The 25,382-nt window shown below is 71.2% G+C and carries 23 protein-coding genes and 1 tRNA gene; 18 read left to right on the top strand and 6 right to left on the bottom strand.

Going from position 1 to position 25,382, the window contains the following annotated elements:
* Positions 1-138: 138 nt before the first annotated feature.
* The gene (locus ACIA73_RS15120; protein WP_399439044.1) at positions 139-804 is read left to right on the top strand and encodes a molybdopterin-dependent oxidoreductase; all 666 of its coding nucleotides are present in this window, start codon (positions 139-141) and stop codon (positions 802-804) included.
* Positions 746-1,393 carry a cytochrome b/b6 domain-containing protein gene (locus tag ACIA73_RS15115; protein ID WP_399438903.1) on the top strand — a complete coding sequence of 216 codons (648 nt, stop codon included), beginning with the start codon at positions 746-748 and terminating at the stop codon, positions 1,391-1,393. Before ACIA73_RS15120 ends, ACIA73_RS15115 begins: the two co-directional genes overlap by 59 nt.
* A gap of 143 nt (positions 1,394-1,536) precedes the next feature.
* Here the strand turns inward: ACIA73_RS15115 and ACIA73_RS15110 are convergent, their stop codons facing one another.
* Positions 1,537-2,040, bottom strand: coding sequence for a gluconokinase (locus ACIA73_RS15110; protein ID WP_399438902.1), 504 nt, complete (start codon positions 2,038-2,040; stop codon positions 1,537-1,539).
* A 64-nt stretch (positions 2,041-2,104) separates the two neighbouring features.
* On the opposite strand from ACIA73_RS15110, the gene ACIA73_RS15105 reads away from it, so the two are divergent.
* From ACIA73_RS15105 to ACIA73_RS15085, 5 genes are all read left to right on the top strand, one after another.
* Positions 2,105-2,890 carry a FadR/GntR family transcriptional regulator gene (locus tag ACIA73_RS15105; protein ID WP_399438901.1) on the top strand — a complete coding sequence of 262 codons (786 nt, stop codon included), beginning with the start codon at positions 2,105-2,107 and terminating at the stop codon, positions 2,888-2,890.
* Entirely contained in the window at positions 2,883-4,370 is a 1,488-nt protein-coding gene (locus tag ACIA73_RS15100; protein ID WP_399438900.1) for an amino acid permease, read from the top strand. The genes ACIA73_RS15105 and ACIA73_RS15100 overlap by 8 nt, the downstream gene beginning before the upstream one ends.
* A 108-nt stretch (positions 4,371-4,478) precedes the next feature.
* A complete protein-coding gene (locus ACIA73_RS15095; RefSeq protein WP_399438899.1) occupies positions 4,479-5,564 on the top strand; it encodes an S-(hydroxymethyl)mycothiol dehydrogenase in 1,086 nt (361 codons plus the stop codon).
* Positions 5,564-6,193 carry an MBL fold metallo-hydrolase gene (locus tag ACIA73_RS15090; protein ID WP_399438898.1) on the top strand — a complete coding sequence of 210 codons (630 nt, stop codon included), beginning with the start codon at positions 5,564-5,566 and terminating at the stop codon, positions 6,191-6,193. The genes ACIA73_RS15095 and ACIA73_RS15090 overlap by 1 nt, the downstream gene beginning before the upstream one ends.
* Before the next feature lie 168 nt (positions 6,194-6,361).
* On the top strand, positions 6,362-7,351 hold the full coding sequence (locus ACIA73_RS15085; protein WP_399438897.1) for an SIS domain-containing protein: 990 nt from the start codon (positions 6,362-6,364) through the stop codon (positions 7,349-7,351).
* A gap of 49 nt (positions 7,352-7,400) precedes the next feature.
* Here ACIA73_RS15085 and ACIA73_RS15080 read toward each other — a convergent pair.
* A tRNA-Leu gene (locus ACIA73_RS15080) sits at positions 7,401-7,488 on the bottom strand.
* A 206-nt stretch (positions 7,489-7,694) separates the two neighbouring features.
* Here ACIA73_RS15080 and ACIA73_RS15075 point away from each other — a divergent pair.
* The 3 genes from ACIA73_RS15075 (at position 7,695) to ACIA73_RS15065 (ending at position 10,363) form a co-directional block, all read left to right on the top strand.
* Positions 7,695-9,026 carry a M20/M25/M40 family metallo-hydrolase gene (locus ACIA73_RS15075; RefSeq protein ID WP_399438896.1) on the top strand — a complete coding sequence of 444 codons (1,332 nt, stop codon included), beginning with the start codon at positions 7,695-7,697 and terminating at the stop codon, positions 9,024-9,026.
* Between the two features lie 169 nt (positions 9,027-9,195).
* Positions 9,196-9,429: a chaplin ChpH gene (chpH, locus tag ACIA73_RS15070; RefSeq protein ID WP_399438895.1), complete on the top strand. Its 234-nt coding sequence runs from the start codon at positions 9,196-9,198 to the stop codon at positions 9,427-9,429.
* 145 nt (positions 9,430-9,574) lie between these two features.
* Positions 9,575-10,363 carry a chaplin family protein gene (locus ACIA73_RS15065; RefSeq protein ID WP_399438894.1) on the top strand — a complete coding sequence of 263 codons (789 nt, stop codon included), beginning with the start codon at positions 9,575-9,577 and terminating at the stop codon, positions 10,361-10,363.
* A gap of 123 nt (positions 10,364-10,486) precedes the next feature.
* On the opposite strand, the gene ACIA73_RS15060 is transcribed toward ACIA73_RS15065, so the two are convergent.
* Positions 10,487-10,675, bottom strand: coding sequence for a DUF5703 family protein (locus ACIA73_RS15060; RefSeq protein WP_399438893.1), 189 nt, complete (start codon positions 10,673-10,675; stop codon positions 10,487-10,489).
* Positions 10,676-10,722: 47 nt separating this feature from the next.
* On the opposite strand from ACIA73_RS15060, the gene ACIA73_RS15055 reads away from it, so the two are divergent.
* On the top strand, positions 10,723-11,364 hold the full coding sequence (locus ACIA73_RS15055; protein ID WP_399438891.1) for a hypothetical protein: 642 nt from the start codon (positions 10,723-10,725) through the stop codon (positions 11,362-11,364).
* A gap of 78 nt (positions 11,365-11,442) precedes the next feature.
* Here the strand turns inward: ACIA73_RS15055 and ACIA73_RS15050 are convergent, their stop codons facing one another.
* Entirely contained in the window at positions 11,443-14,028 is a 2,586-nt protein-coding gene (locus ACIA73_RS15050) for a helix-hairpin-helix domain-containing protein (protein ID WP_399439043.1), read from the bottom strand.
* A gap of 131 nt (positions 14,029-14,159) precedes the next feature.
* Complete coding sequence (locus ACIA73_RS15045; protein ID WP_399438890.1) at positions 14,160-15,143, bottom strand: aldo/keto reductase; 984 nt, start codon at positions 15,141-15,143, stop codon at positions 14,160-14,162.
* A gap of 160 nt (positions 15,144-15,303) precedes the next feature.
* On the opposite strand from ACIA73_RS15045, the gene ACIA73_RS15040 reads away from it, so the two are divergent.
* Both ACIA73_RS15040 and ACIA73_RS15035 read left to right on the top strand, forming a co-directional pair.
* A complete protein-coding gene (locus ACIA73_RS15040) occupies positions 15,304-16,353 on the top strand; it encodes an LLM class F420-dependent oxidoreductase (RefSeq protein ID WP_399438889.1) in 1,050 nt (349 codons plus the stop codon).
* A 246-nt stretch (positions 16,354-16,599) separates the two neighbouring features.
* Positions 16,600-17,376, top strand: a complete 777-nt coding sequence (locus tag ACIA73_RS15035) for a ferritin-like domain-containing protein (RefSeq protein WP_399438888.1) — start codon at positions 16,600-16,602, stop codon at positions 17,374-17,376.
* Positions 17,377-17,425: 49 nt separating this feature from the next.
* Here the strand turns inward: ACIA73_RS15035 and corA are convergent, their stop codons facing one another.
* Positions 17,426-18,418 (bottom strand): magnesium/cobalt transporter CorA, encoded by a 993-nt coding sequence (corA, locus tag ACIA73_RS15030; RefSeq protein WP_399438887.1) that lies wholly within the window; start codon positions 18,416-18,418, stop codon positions 17,426-17,428.
* A gap of 83 nt (positions 18,419-18,501) precedes the next feature.
* Between corA and ACIA73_RS15025 the strand changes: the two genes are divergently transcribed.
* From ACIA73_RS15025 to ACIA73_RS15005, 5 genes are all read left to right on the top strand, one after another.
* Entirely contained in the window at positions 18,502-19,203 is a 702-nt protein-coding gene (locus ACIA73_RS15025) for a histidine phosphatase family protein (RefSeq protein ID WP_399438886.1), read from the top strand.
* 108 nt (positions 19,204-19,311) lie between these two features.
* Positions 19,312-19,902: a DUF3090 domain-containing protein gene (locus ACIA73_RS15020; protein WP_399438885.1), complete on the top strand. Its 591-nt coding sequence runs from the start codon at positions 19,312-19,314 to the stop codon at positions 19,900-19,902.
* Positions 19,866-20,735: an SCO1664 family protein gene (locus ACIA73_RS15015; protein ID WP_399438884.1), complete on the top strand. Its 870-nt coding sequence runs from the start codon at positions 19,866-19,868 to the stop codon at positions 20,733-20,735. Before ACIA73_RS15020 ends, ACIA73_RS15015 begins: the two co-directional genes overlap by 37 nt.
* A gap of 98 nt (positions 20,736-20,833) precedes the next feature.
* Entirely contained in the window at positions 20,834-22,063 is a 1,230-nt protein-coding gene (gene mshC, locus ACIA73_RS15010) for a cysteine--1-D-myo-inosityl 2-amino-2-deoxy-alpha-D-glucopyranoside ligase (RefSeq protein ID WP_399438883.1), read from the top strand.
* 135 nt (positions 22,064-22,198) lie between these two features.
* Positions 22,199-25,294 (top strand): NPCBM/NEW2 domain-containing protein, encoded by a 3,096-nt coding sequence (locus ACIA73_RS15005; RefSeq protein ID WP_399438882.1) that lies wholly within the window; start codon positions 22,199-22,201, stop codon positions 25,292-25,294.
* Positions 25,295-25,382 lie beyond the last annotated feature (88 nt).

Below are 25,382 nucleotides of genomic sequence, written 5' to 3'. Positions count from 1 at the left end.
CCGCCACCGGACGGAACGCCGCAGCCCGCCGCGCCTGCCGAACGGGCCGATCCCTCCGAGCGGGCCGAATCCGCGGGCCGGGCCGAGCCCGCCACCCCCGCCCCCGGCACCCCCGTCGGGCGCCGCCTGGTCCTCGGGATGCTCGGCCTCGGCGCCGTGGGCGTCGCCGCCGCCCCGTACCTCCAGAGCGGCATCGACTCCTTCCTCGGCTCGGCCGCCGACAAGGACCCCACCGGACTGACCGGCCTCTTCCCCGGCAGCGGTGGCTTCCGCTACTACTCGGTGGCCTCCTCCGTCCCGAAGAAGACCCCGGAGAACTACCGCCTCACCGTCGACGGGCTGGTCGACCGCCCCGCGACGTACACCCTGGACCAGTTGCGCGCCCTGCCGCAGACCCGGCTGGTGCGCGACGTCCAGTGCGTCACCGGGTGGCGGGTGCCGGACACTCCCTTCGAGGGCGTACAGCTGTCGCATCTGCTGTCCCTGGCGGGGGTACGGTCCACCGCCCGCGCCCTCCGCCTGACCTGCTTCGACGGCACCTACAGCGAGAGCCTCACCCTCCAGCAGGCGGGCCGCAAGGACGTGTTGGTGGCACTGAGGATGCAGGACAAGGACGTCACCCACTCCCACGGCGGGCCGGTGCGGCTGTACGTCGCCCCCATGTACTTCTACAAATCGGCCAAGTGGCTCTCGGGCATCACGGTCACGGACCGGGTGCAGCCCGGCTACTGGGAGGAACTCGGCTATGACATCGACGCCTGGGTCGGCAGGTCCAACGGCCGCACCGACACCCCCACGGTCTGAACTCCCCACCCGGGTGACGCGGTTCACCCGCTCACAGCGACTGGTCCACCGCGCGACCGCGGTGCTCACCCTCACCTGTATCGGCACGGCCGCCTGCCTCTATCTGCCCTTCCTGGCGGAGCTGGTGGGGCGACGGCACCTGGTGGTCACGGTGCACATCTGGAGCGGGGTCCTGATGCCGGTGCCGTACTTCCTGGGCCTGTTCTCGCGGCCCTTCCGGGTCGACCTGAGCGTGCTGGGCCGCTTCACCCCGCACGACAGGCAGTGGCTGCGGGCCGCCCGGCGTCGTCAGCTCGCGCGTCCCGCGGGCAAGTTCAACGCCGGACAGAAGCTGTACGCGGGGTGGGTCGCGGGGGCGGCGCTGGTGATGCTCGGCACCGGGCTGCTGATGTGGTTCACGCATCTTTCGCCACTGACGTGGCGTACCGGTGCGACCTTCGTGCACGACTGGCTCGCGCTGGCGATGGGGGTCGTCATCGCCGGACACCTCTGGATGGCGGCGGGGCGCCCGGAGGCACGGCGAGGGATGCGGACGGGGGAGGTCGACCGGGAGTGGGCGCGGTCGGAGCACCCGCACTGGCATCCCTAGCCACGGAGGTCCGCCGGGGTCGCACCCGTCGGGCCAGGGCCGTCCCGACAGGGCCCGTCCCGACCCGAGCCGACCCGTGCCGGTCCACCCCGACCCCGTCCCCCCACCGCCCCGGGCAGCCCCGCCCCGCCGACTACCCCCGCTCAGCATTCCCGCAACGCCCCCACCGCCCGCTCCACAATCTCTCCCGGCGACCCCTCAACCCCCACCGTCACGCCCGCCTCGTCCTCCCCGAGGCCCTCCAGCAGCGCGAACTGCGAATCGAGCAGGGCCACCGGCATGAAGTGCCCGCCCCGCTCCCGCATCCGCCCCTCGATCAGCGCCCGCTCTCCGGCCAGATGCACGAAGGCCACCCCCGGAGCCGCCTCGCGCAGCCGGTCCCGGTAGACCCGCCGCAGCGCCGAGCAAGTCACCACACCGCCCGAGCCGGCCCGCCCCCGCGCCCATTCCCCGACCAGGTCCAGCCACGGCCACCGGTCCTCGTCGCTCAACGGCACCCCGCTCGCCATCTTGGCGACGTTGGCCGCCGGATGGAGGTCATCACCCTCCGCGTACGGCACCCCGACCTTTTCCGCCAGTAATGCCCCAATTATGGACTTCCCTGTACCCGCAACTCCCATAACAATGACAACGTGTGAGAAATTCATCAGCCCGCCCATTCCCCTCTGTTCACTCTTGACGCACCAGTAACAACGCCCGAGCATTCTGCGCATGGCCTTGTCAGACAGCCGGACAAGTCCCGGAAGCGCCGACGGAACCCCTGGGTCCGCAGATGCTCCCGGCGCCCCCGGCATCCCGAGACGGGTGAGTGCGACCGACGTCGTCCTCACCCATCTTCGCGATGCCATCGAGTCCGGCGAACTGGCCGTGGGCGACAAGCTCCCCACAGAGGCGCAGCTCGGCCGGCACTTCGGTGTCAGCCGGTCCGTCGTCCGTGAGGCCCTGCGTACCCTTCAGGCCCTCGGCCTCACGGTGTCACGCGCCGGCAAGGGCACCTACGTCGAGTCCTCGGGCCCGGACCAGAACCCGGTCTTCGGCTCGTACTCGGCCCGTGACCTGCTGGAATTCCGCCGTCACGTGGAGATCCCCGTGGCGGGGTACGCTGCTGGGCGCCGCACCCAGGACGACATCGATCATCTCCTCACGCTGATCGCGAGCATGGAGAGCGAGACGGATCCCACCGCCTGGGTGGCCCTGGACTCGCTGTTCCACCTCACCGTCGCCCGGGCCTCGGGCAATCCCGTCTTCAGCAAGATCATCGAAGAGATACGGGACGCCCTCGCGCGGCAGTCGAGCTTCCTGAACCAACTCGGTGACCGGCGACGCCAGTCGGACATCGAGCACCGGGCCCTGGTCGAAGCGATCGTCGAAGGGTCCGAGGGGGCAGCCGTGCACGCCATGGCCGCCCACCTCGAACTCGTCGAGACCGCCCTCAACGCCATCGTGCGCCCCGGTACCGCACATCCCCCACACGAAGGCGAAGCGATACATGAGTGACCGCACCCGCACCGCGGCGGTCGATACCGCCCCGCCGTCCCCGCCGTCGACGTCCCCGCACGTCGACCCGGGTGACGAGGGTTACAGCAAGGACCTCAAGTCCCGCCACATCAACATGATCGCGATCGGCGGTGCCATCGGCACCGGCCTGTTCCTCGGAGCGGGTGGCCGGCTGGCCGGCGCGGGACCCTCCCTGGCCCTCGCGTACGCCGTCTGCGGCGTCTTCGCGTTCTTCGTCGTGAGGGCGCTCGGCGAACTGGTCCTGTACCGCCCGTCCTCCGGCGCCTTCGTCAGCTACGCCCGTGAGTTCATGGGCGAGAAGGGCGCCTTCGCGGCGGGCTGGCTGTACTTCCTGAACTGGTCGACCACCGCCGTCGCGGACATCACGGCGGCCGCGACCTACGCCCACTTCTGGGCCATGTTCAGCGACGTACCGCAGTGGATCCTGGCCCTGATAGCCCTGGCCGTGGTCCTCACCGCGAACCTCATCTCGGTGAAGTACTTCGGCGAGATGGAGTTCTGGTTCGCGATCATCAAGGTGGCCGCACTGGTCGTCTTCATGCTGATCGGCATCTACCTGATCGTCACGCAGACCCCGGTCGACGGTCACACCCCGGGCTTCTCCACCATCGGCGACAGCGGCGGCATCTTCCCGATGGGCATGCTGCCGATGCTGATCGTCGTCCAGGGCGTGGTCTTCGCGTACGCCTCGGTGGAGCTGTGCGGCGTCGCCGCGGGCGAGACCGAGGAGCCGCACAAGGTGCTGCCCAAGGCGATCAACTCGATCATGTGGCGGGTCGGCATCTTCTACGTCGGCTCGGTCGTCCTGCTCTCCCTGCTGCTGCCGTACACGGCCTACAGCGGCGAGCAGAGCCCGTTCGTCACCGTCATGGACAAGATCGGCGTGCCGGGCGCGGCAGGCATCATGAATCTCGTGGTGCTCACCGCCGCCCTGTCCAGCCTGAACTCGGGCCTGTACTCCACCGGCCGCATCCTGCGCTCGATGTCGCTGGCCGGTTCCGCCCCGAAGTTCACCGGCCTGATGAACAAGGGCCAGGTCCCCTACGGCGGTATCCTGCTCACCGCGGGCTTCGGTGTCCTGGGCGTCGCGCTGAACTTCTTCGTCCCCAAGAACGCCTTCGAGATCGTGCTCAACTTCGCCTCGATCGGCATCCTCGGCACCTGGGCGATGATCATGGTCTGCTCGCTGCTGTTCTACCGCCGCTCCAAGGAGGGCGTGGTCGAGCGGCCCTCGTACAGGCTGCCCTGGGCCCCGTACACCCAGATCGTCACGCTGGTCTTCCTCGCCACCGTGGTGTTCCTGATGTGGTACGGCGGCGGAGACGGCCGCAAGACCGTCTACTGTCTGCCGCTGATCGCAGCGGCCCTGGTCGGCGGCTGGTTCGTGGTGCGCCGCAGGGTGTCCGCGATCTCGGCCGAGCGCGAGGCGGCGGGCATCCTCCCGCCCAAGAAGCTCTGACCGTGCCCCACTGAACTCTCGCCGCACGCGCGTCGGCCGCCCCTCTGCTGAGGGGCGGCCGACGCGCGTATCGTCGTACGCATTCGTGATCGGGAAGGAAGCAGACGCATGTCGCAGCAGGTTCTCGGGGTCATTGCCCCGGGCAAGAACGAACCGGTACGTGTCGAGACCATCGTCATCCCGGACCCCGGCCCCGGCGAGGCCGTGGTGAAGATCCAGGCCTGTGGCGTCTGCCACACGGACCTGCACTACAAGCAGGGCGGCATCAACGACGACTTCCCCTTCCTCCTCGGCCACGAGGCGGCGGGCATCGTCGAGTCCATCGGCGAGGGCGTCAGGGATGTCGCGGTCGGCGACTTCGTGATCCTCAACTGGCGCGCGGTCTGCGGCCAGTGCCGGGCCTGTCTGCGCGGTCGCCCCCAGTACTGCTTCGACACCCACAACGCCCAGCAGAAGATGACCCTGCTCGACGGCACCGAGCTGTCGCCGGCGCTCGGCATCGGCGCCTTCGCCGAGAAGACCCTGGTCGCCTCGGGGCAGTGCACCAAGGTCGACCCCTCGGTCGCCCCCGAGGTCGCGGGGCTGCTCGGCTGCGGCGTGATGGCGGGCATCGGCGCCGCCCTCAACACCGGCCAGGTCGGCCGCGGCGACTCGGTCGCCGTCATCGGCTGCGGGGGAGTGGGCGACGCGGCGATCGTCGGCGCCCGGCTGGCCGGCGCGGCGAAGATCATCGCTGTCGACATCGACGACCGCAAGCTCGAAACCGCCAAGTCCATGGGCGCCACCCACACGGTCAACTCCCGCTCCGGCGACCCCGTCGAAGCCATCCGCGCCCTCACCGACGGCAACGGCGCCGACGTCGTCATCGAGGCGGTCGGCCGCCCCGAGACGTACAAGCAGGCCTTCTACGCCCGCGACCTGGCCGGCACGGTCGTCCTGGTCGGCGTCCCCACCCCCGAGATGCAGCTGGAGCTCCCGCTCCTCGACGTCTTCGGCCGCGGTGGCTCCCTCAAGTCCTCCTGGTACGGCGACTGCCTGCCGTCCCGGGACTTCCCGATGCTGATCGACCTGCACCAGCAGGGCCGCATCGACCTGGCCGCGTTCGTCACCGAGACCATCGGCCTCGGCGACGTCGAAAAGGCCTTCGCCCGCATGCACGAGGGCGACGTCCTCCGCTCGGTGGTGACCTTCTGATGACCACGCGCATCGACCACCTGGTCACCTCCGGCACCTTCTCCCTCGACGGCGGCACCTGGGACGTCGACAACAACGTCTGGATCGTCGGCGACGACTTTGAGGCGATCGTCATCGACGCCGCCCACGACGCCGACGCCATCCTGGCCGCCCTCGGCGGACGTACCCTCCGCGCCATCGTCTGCACCCACGCCCACAACGACCACATCGACGCCGCCCCCGCCCTCGCCAAGGCCACCGGCGCCCCGATCCTCCTGCACGACGACGACCTCCCCCTCTGGCAGCAGACCCACCCGGACCACGCCCCGGACGGCTCCCTCTCCGACGGCCAGGAAATCTCCGTCGCCGGTACGTCGCTCAGGGTGCTCCACACCCCCGGCCACGCTCCCGGCGCCGTATGCCTGTACTCCGCCGGCCTGGCCACCGTCTTCACCGGCGACACCCTCTTCCAGGGCGGCCCCGGCGCCACGGGCCGCTCCTTCTCGCACTTCCCGACCATCGTCGACTCGATCCGCGACCGCCTCCTGACCCTCCCTGCGGAGACCTCCGTACGCACCGGCCACGGCGATGCGACCGTCATCGGCGACGAGGCACCCCACCTCGACGAGTGGATCACCCGCGGCCACTGACCTCAGTCGGCACACCCCGCCACGCATACCCCGATGGCCCCGCAGTTCTCACTGCGGGGCCATCGTCATTCAACGAAATCCGAAGCACCTTCATATATTGACAACGGATTCCGCAACTCCGAAGAATCGCAGGGTAGTCGGACCACCCCTCCCAGAGAAGGCGCCCCCATGCCCACCGGCACCACCCGCACCGCCCTCCTGCGCATGATCCACACCCAGGCCGACGCCCTCGACCGCATCGCCGGCCAGGACATCTCCGCGGCCGCGGAGCGCCTCGCCACCGCCCGCCGCGTCCTCCTCGTCGGCACCGGAACCAGCCAGCACGCCGCCGAACTCGGAGCCCACCTCCTGGAACAGGCCGGCCTCGACGCCCGCTGGCACTCCGGTGCCCACGCCGCCCGCTGGGCCGCCGCCCCGCGCGAAGGCGACGCCCTCCTGGTCATCACCCACACCGCCGAAACCGCCTACGCGTCCCGCGCCCGCTCCGCCGCCCTGGCCCGGGGCCTCCCGGTGGTCTCGATCACCGGCCAGGACCGGGGCTGGCCCGAGGCGGTGCCGACCGTGGCCCCGGAGGAGTCCGAGACGTACACCGTCAGCTACACCTCGGCCCTGGGCGTCCTCGCTCGCCTCGCCCACCACCTGGGCGGTCCCGAGGGCTCCCCGGACCAGCTGCGCCGCACCGCCGCGGCGGTACGCACGGTCTGCGCCGACCCCGCCCTCGACGCGATCCCCTTCCCCGCCCGCAGCCTCGCCCTCATCGGCTGCGGCCCCTGGGGCGTGACCGCCCGCGAAGGCGCCCTGAAGATCCGTGAAGCCGCCCGGATGCTCGCCGAGGGCTTCGAGTCCGACCGCTTCCTGCACGGCGCCGCGGTACCGCTCACGGCCGCCGACGGCCTCCTCGTCCTGCAACCGGACGCCGACGCCGACGGTCTCACCGAGGCCCTCGCCAGGGCCGCCGCCCACGAGTCCGTCCCCGTCACGACCCTCGACGCCGGTGCCGACGCGGCCGCCCTGCCCCCGGTCCTCGCCCAGATCCCACTGACCGTCCGCCTCCAGCTCCTCGCCGAACGCTTCGCCGTCCAGCGCCACCAGGATCCGGACGTGGCGATCGTGGGGGCGTGGGCGGAATCCGCGCTGTGGGAGAGGGGACGGCCGTAGGCCGTACGGGAAACGCAAGAGGCCCCCAGTTTTCACTGGGGGCCTTCGCTGGTGTCCGAGGGGGGACTTGAACCCCCACGCCCGATAAAGGGCACTAGCACCTCAAGCTAGCGCGTCTGCCATTCCGCCACCCGGACAAGGTGTCTGCCGGTCGGGGCTGTTGTGTGCTGTCCCGTTCCGACGTGGAAAACAATACCAGGGGTTCGGGGTGCTCGATCACCACCCCTGATCCGGCCTCCCACCTGCATGAACGGCGTATTGCGCAGGTGGGCCCCCCTTGGGTGGCGCAGCCTCGGGCGAGAGTATGGGAGGGACCACCAGCAATGCAGTGGGAGGAACCAGCGTGAGCGAGTCGAACACGACCCGGAAGGTGACCGGCGAGGACGAGGTCGTCGACCTCTGCCGGGATCTCATCCGCATCGACACCAGCAACTACGGCGACCACTCCGGGCCCGGCGAGCGCGCGGCCGCCGAATACGTGGCGGAGAAGCTCGCCGAGGTCGGTCTCGAACCGAAGATCTTCGAGTCCCACCCGGGGCGGGCCTCGACCGTCGCCCGGATCGAGGGCGAGGACCGGTCGCGGCCCGCACTCCTCATCCACGGCCACACCGACGTCGTGCCGGCCAACGCGGCGGACTGGACCCACGACCCGTTCTCCGGCGAGATCGCCGACGGCTGTGTGTGGGGCCGCGGCGCGGTCGACATGAAGGACATGGACGCGATGACCCTCGCGGTCGTACGCGACCGGCTGCGGTCGGGGCGCAAGCCCCCGCGCGACATCGTGCTGGCCTTCCTCGCCGACGAGGAGGCCGGTGGTACGTACGGCGCACGGCACCTCGTCGACAAGCACCCGGACCTCTTCGAAGGCGTCAACGAGGCCATCGGCGAGGTCGGCGGCTTCTCCTTCACGGTCAACGAGAACCTGCGCCTCTACCTGGTGGAGACCGCGCAGAAGGGCATGAACTGGATGCGGCTCACGGTGGACGGCACCGCGGGCCACGGTTCCATGACCAACAAGGACAACGCGATCACCGAGCTGTGCGAGGCGGTCGGCCGGCTCGGGCGTTACGAGTGGCCGGTGCGCGTCACCAAGACGGTGCGCTCCTTCCTTGACGAGCTCTCCGACGCGCTCGGCACCGAGCTCGACCCGGAGAACATGGACGAGACCCTCGCCAAGCTCGGCGGCATCGCCAAGATGGTCGGCGCCACCCTGCGCAACTCGGCCGCCCCCACCATGCTGGACGCCGGTTACAAGGTGAACGTCATCCCCGGCCAGGCCAGTGCCCAGGTCGACGGCCGCTTCCTGCCGGGATACGAGGAGGAGTTCCACGCCGACCTCGCGCGCATCCTCGGCCCCCGAGTGAAGATCGACGAGGAGCGCTCACACCGCGACAAGGCGCTGGAGACCGACTTCGACGGCAAGCTGGTGGACGCGATGCAGCTCGCGCTGCGCGCCGAGGACCCGATCGCCAGGGCCATTCCGTACATGCTCTCCGGCGGCACCGACGCCAAGCACTTCGACGACCTCGGCATCCGCTGCTTCGGCTTCGCGCCGCTCCAGCTGCCGCCCGAGCTGGACTTCGCGGGCATGTTCCACGGCGTCGACGAGCGGGTGCCGACCGAGGGGCTCAAGTTCGGCGCACGGGTGCTGGACCGTTTCATCGACCACTGCTGATGCCCAGGGAGGTGGCTGGGGAAACGTATTGCCCAACTATTCGCCCTGACGTGCTATTTGAATGAAAAGAGTGAATGCGGGGCCGAGGTCGTAGCCCCTCCCGTTTCTCTTCGTTACAGGTGGTGCGGTCCGCGGCTGGGATCGCACCTTTCAACTAGGAGGAACAACAATGATCAAGAAGGTCGTCGCTGCTGCGGCTGCTACTGGTGGCCTCGTTCTCGCTGGCGCGGGCATGGCTGTCGCCGACTCGGGTGCCCAGGGTGCTGCGCTGCAGTCCCCCGGTGTCCTCTCGGGCAACGTCGTTCAGGCCCCGATCCACGTGCCGGTGAACGCGTGCGGCAACACGGTCTCCGTGATCGGTCTGCTGAACCCCACCTTCGGTAACACCTGCACCAACGCCTGACGTTGAGTGCATGACCCCTTGAGGGTCTGACTTACCGGGCGGCCCCGGAGTGCGCGCCATGCACTCCGGGGCCGCTCCTGCATTTCTGCCCGCGGTCAAGGACGTCCGCGGGCATTCCGGAAGGTAGAGGCAGGGGAACGATCCAATGCGACAGGTCACCAAAAAGGGTCTGATCACCTTCGCGGCCGCCGGAGGCGTGCTCGCGCTGAGCGGTGGTTCCGCTCACGCCGACTCGGGAGCCAACGGCACCGCCTCGCAGTCGCCGGGCGTGCTGTCCGGCAACAACGTGCAGGTTCCGGTGCACGTCCCGGTGAACGCCTGCGGCAACACCGTCAGTGTCGTCGGGCTGCTCAACCCGGCGATCGGCAACGCCTGCGCCAACAAGTCCGGTTCGGCCACGCCGGGCAAGCCCGGACAGCCCGGCCCCGGCAAGCCCGGCACCGGCACCCACACCGGCGGTGGCACCCACACCGGCGGTGGCACCCACACCGGAGGTGGCTCCTCCGCCCACGGCGACAGCAGCAACTCGCCCGGCGTCGGCTCCGGCAACAACATCAAGGTGCCGATCCAGGTCCCGGTGAACGCCTGCGGCAACAGCGTCAGTGTCATCGGACTGCTCAACCCGGCGACCGGCAACGACTGCTCCAACGAGTCCGTGCCCAGCACCCCGGTCACCCCCAGTGAGCCGCACACCCCGGGCAACCCCGGCACGCCCGGTACCCCGCACACCCCCGGTGACCCGGGTGCGCCGGGCACGCCGACTGATCGGGCGATGCCGAACACCCCGCAGACGCAGACCGTCGCTGAGCCCGACGCGACCGAGTCGCTGGCGCAGACCGGTGCGTCCGGGGCACTCGGCACGGCGATCCCGGCGGGCGCGGGCCTGCTGCTCGCGGGCGCGGTGCTCTACCGCCGGGCACGCTCGGCGGCGTAACGCGACGGCGTCGACAAGCAGGGCAACCACCGAGTGACACTTCACGGAGCGGGTCCCGTGGCCGCGGGGCGCGCTCCGTGGAGGGAGCGGTCCGCCCGCGGGCACCGGGCCCGCGCGATCAGGTCACCAGGTGGCCCGCAACTGCCGGATGATCCGCCTGCGCAGGCGCACCCTCCGGCTGCCGTCGTGGCGCAGGACCAGACGGTCCAGCTCCCAGTGCCCGTACTCGGCGTGGTCGGTCAGCAAACGGGTCGCTTCCTTGCGGGAGACCCCGCGCGGAACGTACACGTCGACAAATTCGTATTCCGGCATCGCATCTATTGTGCGGGCAGAGGTCGTCTACGGATAGCGTCTGCACTATGTCTGATGCCGCTCAGCCCACCGCTGCCGAGGTACGTGCCGCCGCCGAGGCGGTCAAAGCCGCGCTGGACCGCCACCTTGAGGCGGTCGAGCGCCGTTCCGGTGACGACGACCCCGCCGTCTACGACGCCTTCAACGAACTGGCCGCAGCCGCGGAGGACTACGACGAGCTGCTCTACGAGCGCTACGACGAGGTCACCCCCTTCGAGATCCCCAGCCCCGAGGCGCCGGTCGACGCGCACACCGGCCCGGTCGACGCGCTCAGCGTGCTGATCCGCCGCGACTACGCGGTCGCCCATCCGCAGCGGCTGCTCTCCCAGGCGCAGCGCATCGCCGACCTCGACCCGGACGTCGGGACCAACGGACTGCCCGCCGCCGCGGGAATCGTCGGCAGCAGTGTGCAGGCCGCGCTCGGGGTGCTCTTCGGGGAGTACGAACCCGATGAGATCGCCTCCCGGCACAAGGAGTTCGGCCTGGAGGAGGGCGACTCCACGCTGTGGGTGGCGGCGGTGGAGGAACTGCCGGAGCCGGGGGAGTGGCTCAATTCCCCGTTCGACGGCGCCGACCCGCAGGGCATCGTGTGCCGCTTCGACGTCAGCTCGGTCTTCGACGACGAGCTGGACGACCTCGAAGAGGTCTGAGCAGGGAGCAGGGAGTGCGGCGGAGGGGGTGCGGGGCAGTTGCAGCCCCGCACCCCCTCCGCCGCGTCGTCCGCGGAGTTACGCCATCGCCTCGGCCGGGGCCGGGCGCAGCAGCTCCGCCAGCCGGGTCGTGCGTGGCCGGGCGGGGGACTCTGCCACCGCGCGGGGCAGTGCCTGGTCCACCCCGTGCACCACCGAAAGGTGCCGTACGCCACGGCCGAACGCGGTGTACACCCACGGCCGGTCGAGCCCCTGGGCCGCATCCCCGGGAAGCACCACGACCACTGCGGGCCAGCGCATCCCGGCCGCCTGATGCGCGGTCAACGCCCAGGCGTGCCGCAACTGCGCCTCGACCTGCTCCTTCGGTACGACGACGGGGGTCCCGGCACAGTCCAGGCGCAGCCCCTGGGCGTCCGCGCCGACCACCGTGCCCGGCACGGTCCGGCCCGGCACCGGGACGTAAGCGATCCGGTCGCCCGCGTCGAAGCCGCCGAACCGGCCGGGGCCGGGGTTGAGCCGTTGCTTGAGCGCCGCGTTCAGTGCCCGGGTGCCCGCCGAGCCGCCGTGGCCCGGAGTGATCACCTGGGTGTCCTCGGGCGGCACCCCGAACGCGCGCGGCACCGAGTCCGCGACCAGCTGGACCGTACGGTGCACGGCCTCGCCGGCGTCTCGCACCGGCACGATCACGACCTCCTTGCCGGGAGCCTCCACCTGGTTGAGCTCACCGATGCCGATGCCGGACACCAGCTCGCCGATCGGGCCCGGGTCGGGGGTGCGCGAGGCGACCTGAGGGCAGGACCGGGAGCTCAGTACGTCCACGAAGACCTGTCCCGCACCGGCCGAGGCCAGGACGCCGGGGTCTCCGCTGAGCACCAGCCGCGCCCCGTCGGGCAGCGCCTCGACGAGCATCGCGCCGGTCTCGACGTCGAGTTGGGGTGCGTCGAGCACCACCAGCAGATCGAGGGCGAGCGCGCCGTCGGCGTCCCGTCCCGGGCCCTCGGCGCCGGACAGCAGCCCGGCGAGGGTGGCGGCCCAGGGACTGACGGGGCGGGGGGTGACCGCCGTGTCCGCCGAACCGGGGGTGTGCTGCGGGCTGTTGTCACCGTCGGAGGGGCCGGTGTCGCGGTCGGAGGGGCCGGTAGCACCGTCGGACGCGCCGGTCGCCGCGTCGATCGCCGCCGCCACGCGGGCGCGGCCGTCGGCGCTGTGGGTGGTGGCGTAGGCGCGCAGGCCCAGGCGGTGGGCGGCTGCCAGCAGGGCGGCGGGTTCGGCGCGGGCGGCCTCGCCGCCGGTGTGGGCGACCAGGCCGTTGCCCGCCACCGCACGCACCAGTTCACCTGCGGAGCCCGGGAGCCGCTCCCACTCGCCGGCGTCCTCGACCGGGTAGTTCACCAGCCGGGCCAGACCTTCGGCCAGGCTCTCCTCGGCCATTGCGTACCGGTCGAGGCCGAGCAGTGCGGGCGTGGGCTCGGATTCGTCCGGCCCGGCGGCCCCGGCCTTCTCGCCGCCCTCCGCGTCGCCGCCCTCCGCCTCCTCGTACGCCTCGTCCAGCTCCTCCTCGTCCTCCTGGAGTGCCAGCGCGACGCCCTCCGCGACGGCGTGGGCCACCGCCTCGGCCGGGTCGGGCACCCCGTGTCCGGTCAGCGCGGTGCACACCTGCTCGGTGGTGACGGCGGTGTGTCCCTTCAGCGCGGCCCGCTCCAGCAGCCAGCCGACCAGGGCCGCGGTCCGCCGCCCGTCGCCAGGACCGCAACTGTCGCCGAGCAGCGCGCGGGCGAACCCGTCGGCGTGCTCGGGCCGTACGCCCGGCACGGACAGCAGCTGCCAGGGGTCGGCGCGCAGCAGCTCCGCCGCCTGCTCGCCGAGCTTCCCGGCGACCGCGCCCGCGAGTGCCTCCGGGGCGCCGCCCGAGACGAGCACACCCCGTACGTCCGACACCGTCTCCGGCGCGGCGGCGCCCGTCGCGAGCGGCTCGCCCGGCGCGCGCGGAGCGGCCGCGGCAGCCGGTGCCGACACAGCCTGAGACGGTACGGCGGCCTGGGCGGCGACCGGCGCGGCCGGGCCACGCGGGGGCGCGGGCGCCGGAGCGGGCTCCTTGGGAACGAACGCGGCGGCGGGCTTGGCGCCGCTCTCCACGGCCCGGACGGCGGCCATCAGGTCGGCGGCACGCCCACTGAGCTTGGCCCCGGCGGAGATCTCCGCCTTCTCGGCCTTCCGCTTCTCGATCTTCGCCCGGAACTCCCGCTGAGCCGCCAACTCGGCCTCGGCCTCGGAGAGCTGGGGCGCGGCGGGGGCGTCACCCGCGGCGGCGGCGGGAGCGGTGTCCGAGCCGGCGTCGTCGTCGCTGGGGTCCGTGTCGGCGTCGGAGCCGGTCCCGCTCTCGGAGGTGACCGCGTCGGTGTCCGGGTCCGCCGCGACCTCCGTGGAGTCGGCCTCGGTGTCCGGGTCCGCCACGCTCTCGGTGGAGTCCGCGTCGGTCTCCGGGTCCGCCACGACCGCCGTGGGGTCCGCCTCGGCGTCCGCGTCCGGAGCCCCGACGGCCGCGGCGGTGGCGTCCGCCTCCGCACCGGCCGCCTCCGCCAGGTCGCCCGTCTCGTTCCCGGTCGCCCCCTCGGGCGTGTCCGTGTCCGTGGAGTGCTCGTTCGTTTCCGGTGCCGTGTCCATGCTCTTTGCCGTTCCGCTGTCGTTCTGGTGGGCCGCTTCGGCCGGTTCGGGCTGCTGGTCCGGGGTCCCTGGTGACGTGGTGGCCCCGGGGTCGACCGGGGGGACGGGGGTCTCCCCCCGGGGGTGCGCGGTCACAGCGTGCTCCAGTCCTGGTCCGGGTAGCGGTGCACGGGCGCGGACACATCGTCGAGCGCTCGGCGGATCTCTTGGGGAAGACTAAGTGCCTCCACTGACAATGCCGCCGCGAGCTGCTGCGCGTGGCGCGCGCCGACGATCGGGGCGGCCACCCCGGGTCTGTCCCGTACCCAGGCCAGCGCCACCTGGAGGGCGGTGGTCGCCAGCCCGTCGGCGGCGGTGGCGACCGCGTCCACGATGCGCCCCGCCGCATCGTCCAGATACGGGGCGACGAAGGGGGCCAGGTGCTCACAGGCGCCGCGCGAGTCGGGCGGGGTGGAGTGGCGGTACTTGCCGGTGAGGACGCCCCGGCCGAGCGGGGACGACGGGAGCAGGCCCACCCCGAGGTCGAGCGCGGCGGGCAGCACTTCGCGTTCCACGCCCCGCTGGAGCAGGGAGTACTCCATCTGCGTGCTGGCCAGCCGGGTCCGTACGCCCGGAGCCGCCAGCTGCCAGGTGGCTGCCTTCGCGAGCTGCCAGCCGCAGAAGTTGGAGACGCCCGCATAGCGGGCCCGGCCGCTGTTCACCGCGATGTCGAGGGCCTGGAGGGTCTCGTCGAGCGGGGTGTCCGGGTCGAAGGCGTGCACCTGCCAGACGTCCACGTAGTCCGTTTGGAGCCGCTCCAGCGAGGCATCCAGCGCGGCGAGGAGATGACCGCGCGAGCAGTCGAAGCGGCGGTCCGGGTCCGGCACGCTGCCCGCCTTGGTGGCGATGATCAGATCCCGGCGCGGCACGAGGCGCTCCATCAGCTGCCCGAGGACGGACTCCGCGTCGCCGTCCCCGTACACATCGGCCGTGTCGACGAGCGTGCCGCCCGCCTCCCAGAACAGCTTCAACATGTCGGCGGCGTCGTGCTCGCCGGTGTCCCGCCCCCAGGTGAGGGTGCCAAGCCCGATTCTCGATACGCGCAGGCCCGTGCGGCCGAGGTGCCTCTGCTCCATGGGCGCGAGATTACTGGCCATACGTCCGTCCGAAGGGGGCCTGTGGACAACCCGCCGCTGACGCCCGTGCACAACCCACCGCTGACGCGGGGCGGCCGTGCGCGCTAGAGTCCGCCGCACCAGGACGTTACCGATGAGTAGATGAGCAAGGGAGCGCTGCATGAAGCTCGGGATCAACCTCGGCTACTGGGGAGCGGGCATGGACGGCGACAATCTCGCCGTCGCCAAGGAGGCCGACCGCCTCGGCTACTCGGTCTGCTGGGCCGCCGAGGCCTACGGCTCGGACGCCCCCACCGTGCTCTCCTGGGTCGCCGCCCAGACCGAGCGCATCGACATCGGCTCCGCGATCATGCAGATCCCGGCCCGCCAGCCCGCCATGACGGCGATGACCGCCGCCACCCTGGACTCGCTGTCCGGCGGCCGCTTCCGGCTCGGCCTCGGCGTCTCAGGACCGCAGGTCTCCGAGGGCTGGTACGGCGTCAAGTTCGACAAGCCCCTCGCCCGCACCCGCGAGTACGTCGAGATCGTCCGCAAGGCCATGTCCCGCGAGCGCCTCAGCTTCGAGGGGCAGCACTGGACGCTGCCGCTGCCGGACGGCCCGGGCAAGCCCCTCAAGCTGACCGTGCACCCCGAGCGCGAGACCATCCCGCTCTACATCGCCGCCATCGGCCCCAAGAACCTTGAGCAGACCGGCGAGATCGCCGACGGTGCCCTGCTGATCTTCCCCTCCGCCGAGCACCTGGAGGAGACCGCGCTGACCCCGCTGCGGGCCGGTCGCGCCAAGGCCGGCCTGACCATGGACGGCTTCGACGTCTGCCCGACCGTCCCGCTCGCCGTCGGCGACGACGTGAACGCGCTGGCCGACATGTTCCGCCCGTACACCGCCCTGTACGTCGGCGGCATGGGCAGCGCCAAGCAGAACTTCTACAACCAGCTCGCCTGCCGGATGGGCTACGAGAAGGAAGCCGCCGAGGTCCAGGAGAAGTACCTCTCCGGAGACAAGACCGGCGCGGCGGCCGCCGTCCCGCACCAGCTGATCGACCAGACCACGCTGCTCGGTTCGGTGGAGCGCATCGCCGAGCGGATGCAGGCGTACGCCGAGGTCGGGGTCACCACGCTGACGCTGGCCCCCGCGGGGTTCACGCTCGACGAGCGGATCGCGGCACTGCGGGCGGGCACCGAGGCACTGGAGCGCGCCGGACTGGCGTGACAACAGGCGCGTACAGGAGAGAAAGTCCGCGGCCGTGGTGGGGGCTCGGGGGTCTTCCCCGCCACGGCCGTCATGCAGCACAACGCTTCAGCGGCCCGTCGGTTACGCCCTGCGAAGGGATTGCACGCTCCCTCATGCGGGCGACTTGTCCGTCATACCTGTTGCCTCCCGGTCCGTGGCGCACTTCACTCGATGCATCGAGCTCGACGCACAGTGCGCTCGGACCGGCGCATGGAGGTGGCAGTGATGCTCTCTGCTCGGAGTCTCTTCCAGGAAATCCTCGACAACGACGACTCTTTCCAGCTCTTCTGCTCGGTCGCCGCCGGCGGTGAGTCCCAGGGCGGCTGGGAGAACGGCCGGATCGCCGCCCTCGTCCCCGACACCATGCGTGACCTGGCCCCCAAGATCACCCGGCACGGTGCCGACGAGGACAAGCACGGCCGCCTCTTCAGGGCACTGCTGCGCAAACGCGGCCTCGAAGAGATCGACGTACCCCTCGCACTCGACTACACCCTGCTCCTGGAGCACGCCGGAATCGGCCTCCCGCACAGCAGACTGCGCGCCGACACCGCGCTCAGCGAGGAGGACATCCTCATCTACCTCGCCCACAGCCGGGTCACCGAGCAACGCGCCGCCGACCAGATGGACATGCTGGTCACCCACTTCGGCGACCACCCCGAGGCCGGCAAGCCGATCCGCATGATCTGCCAGGACGAGGAGAACCACCTCGCCTACTGCCACGAGGAGTTGCTGCGGCTGGCCGCGCTCGGCCACGGCCGCACCATCCAGCGAGTGCTGCACGAGTGCGCACGGGTGGAGATCGGCGTCTACCGGGACGTCAGCCTCGCCGTGATGGACCGGATGGGGCACCTGCTCGGCTGGTCACGCCCCAAGTCCGTGCTGCTCGCAGGCGGCATCCGGCTGATGTACCTCTACGAACGGCTCGGCGGCTGGCGGAAGATGGTCACGCTCAGCATGCCGGAGCGCAGGGGAGCGCTGAACGGGCCCGCGACGGCGGCCTGAGGCGGGACCGGCCCGGACGGCGGCCCGCGGCGGGTCCCTTCTCCAGGGCTCAGAGCCAGCCGCGCCGCTTGAACAGCCGGTACAGACCGAACTCGCACACCACCATCAACAGCAGCACCGCGTAGTACGCCCACCACCACTTCAGCTCCGGCATGTTCTCGAAGTTCATGCCGTAGACACCCGCGACCATGGTCGGCACCGCGGCCATCGCCGCCCATGCCGAGATCTTCCGCATGTCGTCGTTCTGCCGCACGCCCATCTGCGCCAGATGCGCGGACAGGATGTCGGAGAGCAGCCGGTCGAGGCTGTCCACCTGCTCGTTCGCCCGGGTCAGGTGGTCGCCGACATCGCGGAAGAACGGCTGGGCGTGCTCGTGCACGAACGGCAGCCCGGGGCTGGCCAGCCGCTGCATCGGCTGCGCCAGCGGCCCGGTCGCCCGCCGGAATTCGAGGACCTGCCGCTTGAAGGTGTAGATCCGCCCTGCCGTGCCCTTGGCGTCGCCGCCCTGCGGAGCGAAGACCTCCGCCTCCAGCTCCTCCAGGTCGGTCTGGAGTTCGGCGGCGACCTCCATGTAGTGGTCGACCACCGCGTCGCTCACCGCGTACAGCACCGAGGTCGGGCCGTGCGCCAGCAACTGCGGGTCGGACTCCAGGCGTGCGCGTACGGCGGCCAGTGGCGCACCCTCGCCGTGCCGCACGGTCACCACGAAGGAGTCGCCGACGAAGATCATCAGCTCGCCGGTGGTCACGGTGTCGCTCTTCGGCTCGTAGACGACCGGCTTGAGGACCACGAACAGCGAGTCCTCGTACACCTCCAGCTTCGGCCGCTGATGCGCCGAGAGGGAGTCCTCGACGGCCAGCGGGTGCAGCGAGAACTCACTGGTGACCCGAGCGAACTCCTGCTCCGTCGGCTCGTGCAGCCCGATCCACAGGAACCGGTCCTGCGCGGAACGCGCCTCGGCCAGGGCGTCGGAGAAATCGGGCGGGCCCTCGGTGCGGCGGCCCTCGCGGTAAATGGCACAGTCGACGATCACGGCGTGCATTCTCCCCGCGTGGCGGCCCGCTCGCACCTCAGTACGGGCCTCCGCTCTCGATACGTGGTGGCTGTCGGCCTAGGCTGGGAGGCATGGCCACGCTGATCCTTCTCCGGCACGGACGTTCCACCGCCAACACCGCCGGGCTGCTCGCGGGCCGGACGCCCGGTGTCGCCCTCGACGACCAGGGCGCCGCCCAGGCCGCCGCGCTTCCCGGCAGGCTCGCCCACCTGCCCCTCGCGGCGGCGGTCAGCAGCCCGCTCCAGCGCTGCCGGGAAACCCTCCAGCCGCTGCTCGACGCCCGCCCCGAACTGCCCCTGCACACCGAGCAGCGGATCAACGAGTGCGACTACGGCGAGTGGTCCGGACGCAAGCTCGGTGAACTCACCGACCACCCCCTGATGGACGTCGTGCAACGGCACGCGTCCGCCGCCGCCTTCCCCGGCGGCGAATCCATGCGCTCCATGCAGACCCGTGCCGTGGACGCCGTCCGCGAGTGGAACGCGCGCATCGACGCCGAGCACGGCAGCGACGCGATGTACGTCATGTGCTCGCACGGCGACATCATCAAGTCCCTCGTCGCGGACGCCCTCGGCATGCATCTCGACCTCTTCCAGCGCATTCACGTCGACCCGTGTTCCCTGACGGTGATCCGCTACACCAGGCTGCGGCCCTTTCTCGTACGCCTGGGCGACACGGGGGACCTGGCGGGGCTGGCCCCGCGCCCCGGCGACGACAGCGCGGGTACGAACGAGGGGGACGCGGCAGTGGGCGGCGGCGCCGGAACACCGTGATCGCCGTGCACAGTAGGGTGGTCGCGCCGTCAACCATTTCGCGCCACCGGGCCTCGCGCCATGCGGCGTACACCCTCCCCAGTTCCCGAAAGCGATGGAGATCAGGACGTGTCCCGTCAGGTGTTCCTCTACGACCCACCGGAGCGTTTCGTGGCCGGCACGGTCGGGCTGCCTGGCCGCCGCACCTTCTTCCTCCAGGCGTCGGCGGCCGGTCGCGTCACCAGCGTCTCCCTGGAGAAGACCCAGGTGGAAGCGCTGGCAGAACGCATCGATGAGCTGCTGGACGAGGTGGTACGCCGCACCGGCGGCAACGCCCCGGTCCCGGCCGTCGCCCCCGCCGACGTACACGACAGTGCCCCGCTGGACGCTCCCGTCGAGGAGGAGTTCCGGGTCGGCACCATGGCGCTCGCCTGGGACGGCGAGGAGCAGCGCATGATCGTGGAGGCGCAGGCCCTGGTCGAGCTGGACGTGGACACCGACGAGGACCTCGCCGAGGCCGAGGAACGGCTGCTCCAGGACGAGGAGAACGGCCCGCCGATGCTGCGGGTACGGCTCAGCGGCGCCCAGGCGAGGGCGTTCGCCAAGCGTGCCCTGGACGTCGTCAACGCGGGCCGCCCGCCGTGCCCGCTGTGCAGTCTGCCGCTCGACCCGGAGGGACACGTATGCCCGCGCCAGAACGGATACCGGCGGGGGCTGTGACACCTGTGCCCCCGGCCGACGCGGTGACACCCGTGCCGCCCACGGACTCCCTGACGCTGCTCGCCAAGGGCGAGCTCTCGGTGCTCGGCCAGGTCCGCGAGGCGTCCAACGCGGTGCTCTACTGCGAGGTCTCCCACCAGGGCGAGAGCGCCAAGTGCGTCTACAAGCCGGTCGCCGGTGAGCAGCCGCTGTGGGACTTCCCCGACGGCAATCTCGCCCGGCGCGAGGTCGCCTCGTACGAGATCTCCGAGGCGACGGGCTGGGGCCTGATCCCGCCGACCGTGCTGCGCGACGGCCCGTACGGCGAGGGCATGTGCCAGCTGTGGATCGAGGGCGACGCCGAGGCGGGCGGAAAGCTGCTCGCCCTGATCGACGACGAGGAACCCGGCGACGGCTGGAAACCGGTGGTCCTGGCCGAGGTCGCGGAGGGCCGCACCGCGCTGCTGGTGCACGCCGACGACGTACGCCTGCGCCGGCTGGCGGTACTCGACGCGGTGATCAACAACGGCGACAGGAAGGGCGGCCATCTGCTGCCCGCCGGGGACGGCCGCCTCTACGGCATCGACCACGGCGTCTCCTTCCACGTCGAGGACAAGCTGCGCACCCTGCTGTGGGGGTGGGCCGGTGAACCCCTGTCCGCCGAGGCCGTGGCCGTACTGGAGAAACTGTCGGCCCAGCTCGCCGACGGGGCGCCGACCGCCACCCGACTGGCCGATCTGATCACACCCGCCGAGCTGGACGCGGTGCGCGCCCGGGTGGCCGCGCTGCGGGAATCGGGTGTGCACCCGGAGCCGAGCGGGCAGTGGCCGGCGATCCCGTGGCCGCCGGTGTGAGCACTGCCACGGCCGGAGGGGACCGCGCAAGACGGCGTAATCGGTCAAGATCCCGATCCGGTTCGTAACCGGAACATGCGTCCGGTTACGCTCGCTACATGCATGCCTGGCCCGCTTCAGAGGTCCCCGCCCTGCCCGGTAAGGGCCGCGACCTCCAGATCCACGACACTGCGACCCAGGGGTTGATCACACTCGACCCCGGTCCCGTCGCCCGTATCTACGTGTGCGGCATCACGCCGTACGACGCGACCCACATGGGGCACGCGGCGACCTACAACGCGTTCGACCTGGTTCAGCGCGTGTGGCTCGACACCAAGCGGCAGGTCCACTACGTCCAGAACGTCACCGACGTCGACGACCCGCTCCTGGAACGTGCCCTCCGTGACGGCATCGACTGGACCGGCCTCGCCGAGCGCGAGACCGCCCTCTTCCGCGAGGACATGACCGCCCTGCGGATGCTGCCCCCGCAGAGTTACGTGGGCGCCGTCGAGGCCATCCCCGGCATCGTGCCGCTGGTGGAACGACTCCGTGACGCGGGCGCCGCCTACGAGCTGGACGGCGACATCTACTTCTCCGTCGAGGCCGACCCGCACTTCGGCGAGGTCTCCGGGCTCGACGCGGAGGCGATGCGCCTGCTCTCCGCCGAGCGCGGCGGGGACCCGGAGCGGGTGGGCAAGAAGAACCCGCTCGACCCGATGCTGTGGATGGCCGCCCGCGAGGGCGAGCCGAGCTGGGACGGCGCGTCGCTCGGCGCGGGGCGTCCCGGCTGGCACATCGAGTGTGTGGCCATCGCCCTGGAGCACCTCGGCATGGGCTTCGACGTGCAGGGCGGCGGGTCCGACCTGGCCTTCCCGCACCACGAGATGGGCGCGTCGCACGCGCAGGCGCTGACCGGGGAGCACCCGTTCGCCAAGGCGTATGTGCACGCCGGGATGGTCGGCCTGGACGGCGAGAAGATGTCGAAGTCCAGGGGGAACCTGGTCTTCGTCTCCAAGCTGCGTCACGACGGGGTCGACCCGGCGGCGATCCGGCTGGCCCTCCTCGCCAACCACTACCGCGCGGACTGGGAGTGGACCGATCAGACCCTCGCCGACGCGGTGGCCCGCCTCGACCGGTGGCGTGCGGCGGTCTCCCGCCCCGACGGCCCGTCGGCGGACGCCACGGTGGAAGCGATGCGAGAGGCCCTCGCCAACGACCTCGACGCCCCCGGCGCGCTGGTCGCGGTGGACGAGTGGGCGGCCCGGCAGACGGCCGGCGGCGGCTCGGAAGAGGGCGCTCCGGGCGTGATATCGCGGGCGGTCGACGCGCTGCTGGGTGTGGCGCTGTAGCAAGCGACGGCGGTGGGGGCGGTTCCCTTCGGGGGCCGCCCCCTTTCCGGGCGGCCACCCCGGCCACGTAAGTCCACACCCCCCCCACGCAAGTCCATGGTCGCGTACACGCCAACCGCGCTAGAACAACGCCCCATGAGACCCTCCAACCCCCTCAGAGCCGCCGCCACGGCCGCGCTCCTCGGGCTCACCCTCGCCCTCGCCGGGCCCGGCGCCAGCAGCACCGCCGCGCCCGCACCCGCGGCGGCCCCCACCGACACCACCGTCGGCGCCCTCACCGGCTTCGAAGCCGCCCCCGACGCCCGCACCTTCCTCCTGCACGCCGGCACGGCCGAGGCCCGGGTCACCTTCGTCTCCGAGGAGACCTTCCGGATCGAGCTCGCCCCGGACGGCACCTTCACCGACCCCACCGGCAAGGACATCGTCCTGCCCCAGCCCGGCAAGGCACCGAAGGCCCGCTGGAAGGACCGCGGCGACCGGTACGAGATGAGCACCGGCAAGGTCACCCTCCGCGCCTCCAAGGCACCCCTGCGCTTCGCGCTCCACCGCGCGGACGGCACCGAGCTCTGGTCCGAGTCCAAGGGCATCAGCTGGGGGAAGGGAACGGACGGCAAGGACGCCACCACCCAGACCCTGGCCCCCCGCGCCGACGAACAGTTCTACGGCGCCGGAATGCAGAACGGCCGCGGCAACACCTCCCACCGCGGCAGGACCGTCGAGGTCGGCGTCGACTACAACTGGAACGACGGCGGCCACCCCAACTCCGTGCCGTTCTACCTCTCCACGGCCGGCTACGGCGTCTACCGCAACACGTACGCCCCCAACACGTACGCCTTCGCGGACAAGCAGCCCGACGTCACCACCACCGCCAGGGAACAGCGCTTCGACGCCTACTACTTCGCCGGAAGCACCAGCAAGGACGTCATCGGCAAGTACACCCAGCTGACCGGCAAGCCCTTCCTCCCGCCGATCTACGGCATGGAGATCGGCGACGCCGACTGCTACCTGCACAACGCCAACCGCGGTGAGCGCCGCACCCTCGACTCCCTCAAGGTCGCCGACGGGTACGTCCGGAACGACATGCCCAACGGGTGGATGCTCGTCAACGACGGCTATGGCTGCGGCTACGAGGATCTCGCCGAGACCGCGAAGGGTTTGCAGGACCGCAAGATGCAGCTCGGCCTGTGGACCGAGGACGGCATAGACAAGCTCGGCGAGCAGGTCAAGGCCGGGCAGCGGGTCGCCAAGCTGGATGTGGCGTGGGTCGGCGAGGGCTACAAGTTCGCGCTGGACGGCTGCAAGGACGCGTACAAGGGCATCGAGGACAACAGCGACGCCCGCGGCTACACCTGGGCCCCCGAGTCCTGGGCCGGCGCCCAGCGCTGCGGCGTGCAGTGGTCCGGCGACCAGTCCGGCAGCTGGGAGTACATCCGCTGGCAGATCCCGACCTACGCGGGCTCGACCATGTCCGGCCTCGCCTACACCACCGGTGACGTGGACGGCATCTTCGGCGGCAGCGCCAAGACCTACACCCGCGACCTCCAGTGGAAGATGTTCCTCGGCACCACGATGACCATGGACGGCTGGGCCGCCAACGACAAGCAGCCCTTCCGCTACGGGGAGCCCTACACCTCCGTCAACCGCAGCTACCTCAAGCTCAAGGAATCCCTGCTGCCCTACCAGTACTCGTACGCCCACGAGGCCACCAAGTCCGGTGTGGGCATGGTCCGTCCGCTGTCGCTGGAGTACCCCGACGACCCGAAGGCGGCCACCGACGCGGCCAAGTACGAGTTCATGTCCGGCGAGGACTTCCTGGTCGCGCCCGTCTACCAGGACAGCGCGGAGCGCGACGGGATCTACCTGCCCAGGGGGACGTGGATCGACTACTGGAGCGGCCGTACCTACGAGGGCCCGACCACCCTCGACGACTACAGCGCACCCCTCGACACCCTCCCCCTCTTCGTGAGGGCGGGCGCCAGCGTCCCGATGTGGCCGGGCATCCGCTCGTACACCGACCGCAAGGCCGACTCGGCGCTCGCCTGGGACGTCTACCCGCAGGGGAAGTCGTCGTTCACGATGTACGAGGACGACGGGGTCACCCGGCAGCACCGGGCCGGCAGGTTCGCCACCCAGCAGGCCGAGGTGCGGGCCCCGCACCGGGGCGAGGGCGATGTCTCGATCCGGATCGGGGCGAGCAGGGGAGAGTTCAGCGGCAAGCAGACCGCCCGGCCGTACGCCTTCACCGTGCACACCAACTCCGCGCCCGACGAGGTCGCTCTGAGCGGGCGCGAACTCCCGCGCCTGGCGAGCAGGGCGGCGTACGACAGGGCCACGCAGGGCTGGTGGTACGACCGCGAGGACCGCGGCGGAGTGGTCAAGGTGAAGACCGCGCCGCTGCCGACGAACCGCGCCTTCGAGCTGGAGCTTGAGGACACCAGCGCGGTCGGCGGCAAGCAGCCGGGCGCGACCGCGGCCCTGGCCGTGGCACCCGGGCAGGAGCTGGGCGCCGGGGTGGCCGGAAAGGTCGCCGTGCAGGTGAGCGCGGGCAACCGCGACGCCACCGGAGTCTCCGTGTCGCTGGCCGCACCGGCCGGCTGGCAGGTCACCCCCGCCGCGACCATGGACCGCATCCCGGCGGGCACCAGCAAGCGGGTAGAGGTCACCGTCACCCCGGCGAAGGACGCCGTACCCGGCGACACCGGCCTCACCGCGACCGCCGGCTACCGAGCGGCGGGGGAGTCCCGCACCGCGGTGCAGCGCTTCGGCGCGTCCGTGATGCCCCCGCCGCCGACCGCCGGCACCTGGGCCAGTGACATGGTCTGGCTGAAGTCCACCAACGGGTACGGACCCGCCGAACGCGACCGCAGCAACGGCGAGTCGGGCGCGGCGGACGGCAAGAAGCTCACGCTCGCCGGGAAGACCTACGACAAGGGCATCGGCGTGCACGCCGACTCCGACATCGAGTTCTACACCGGCGGGCGCTGCACCGCCTTCACCGCCGACGCCGGCATCGACGACGAGATCAACGGCTACGGGGAGGTGGCGTTCTCGGTCGAGGCGGACGGCAAGGTGCTGTGGACCTCGCCCAAGGTCACCGGGGCATCGGAGACGGTGCCCGTGGACGTCAGGCTGGACGGTGCGCAGCATGTCCGGCTCAAGGTCACCGACACCGACGCGAAGAAGTCGGGGGACCACGGGGACTGGGCTGCGGCCCGGTTCACCTGCTCCTGACGAATCGCGGGGACCGTTCCCGGGGGCCGTCCACACGGATCGTTCCAAGGAACATGGAGACGGCGCCGGGCGGGGGAGATTCCACCGC

It is taken from the genome of Streptomyces sp. NPDC051561 (assembly GCF_044454195.1).
Lineage (GTDB): Bacteria > Actinomycetota > Actinomycetes > Streptomycetales > Streptomycetaceae > Streptomyces.
The sequence above is the reverse complement of the archived record's forward strand: the minus strand, read 5'-3'. Positions and strand labels throughout refer to the sequence as shown.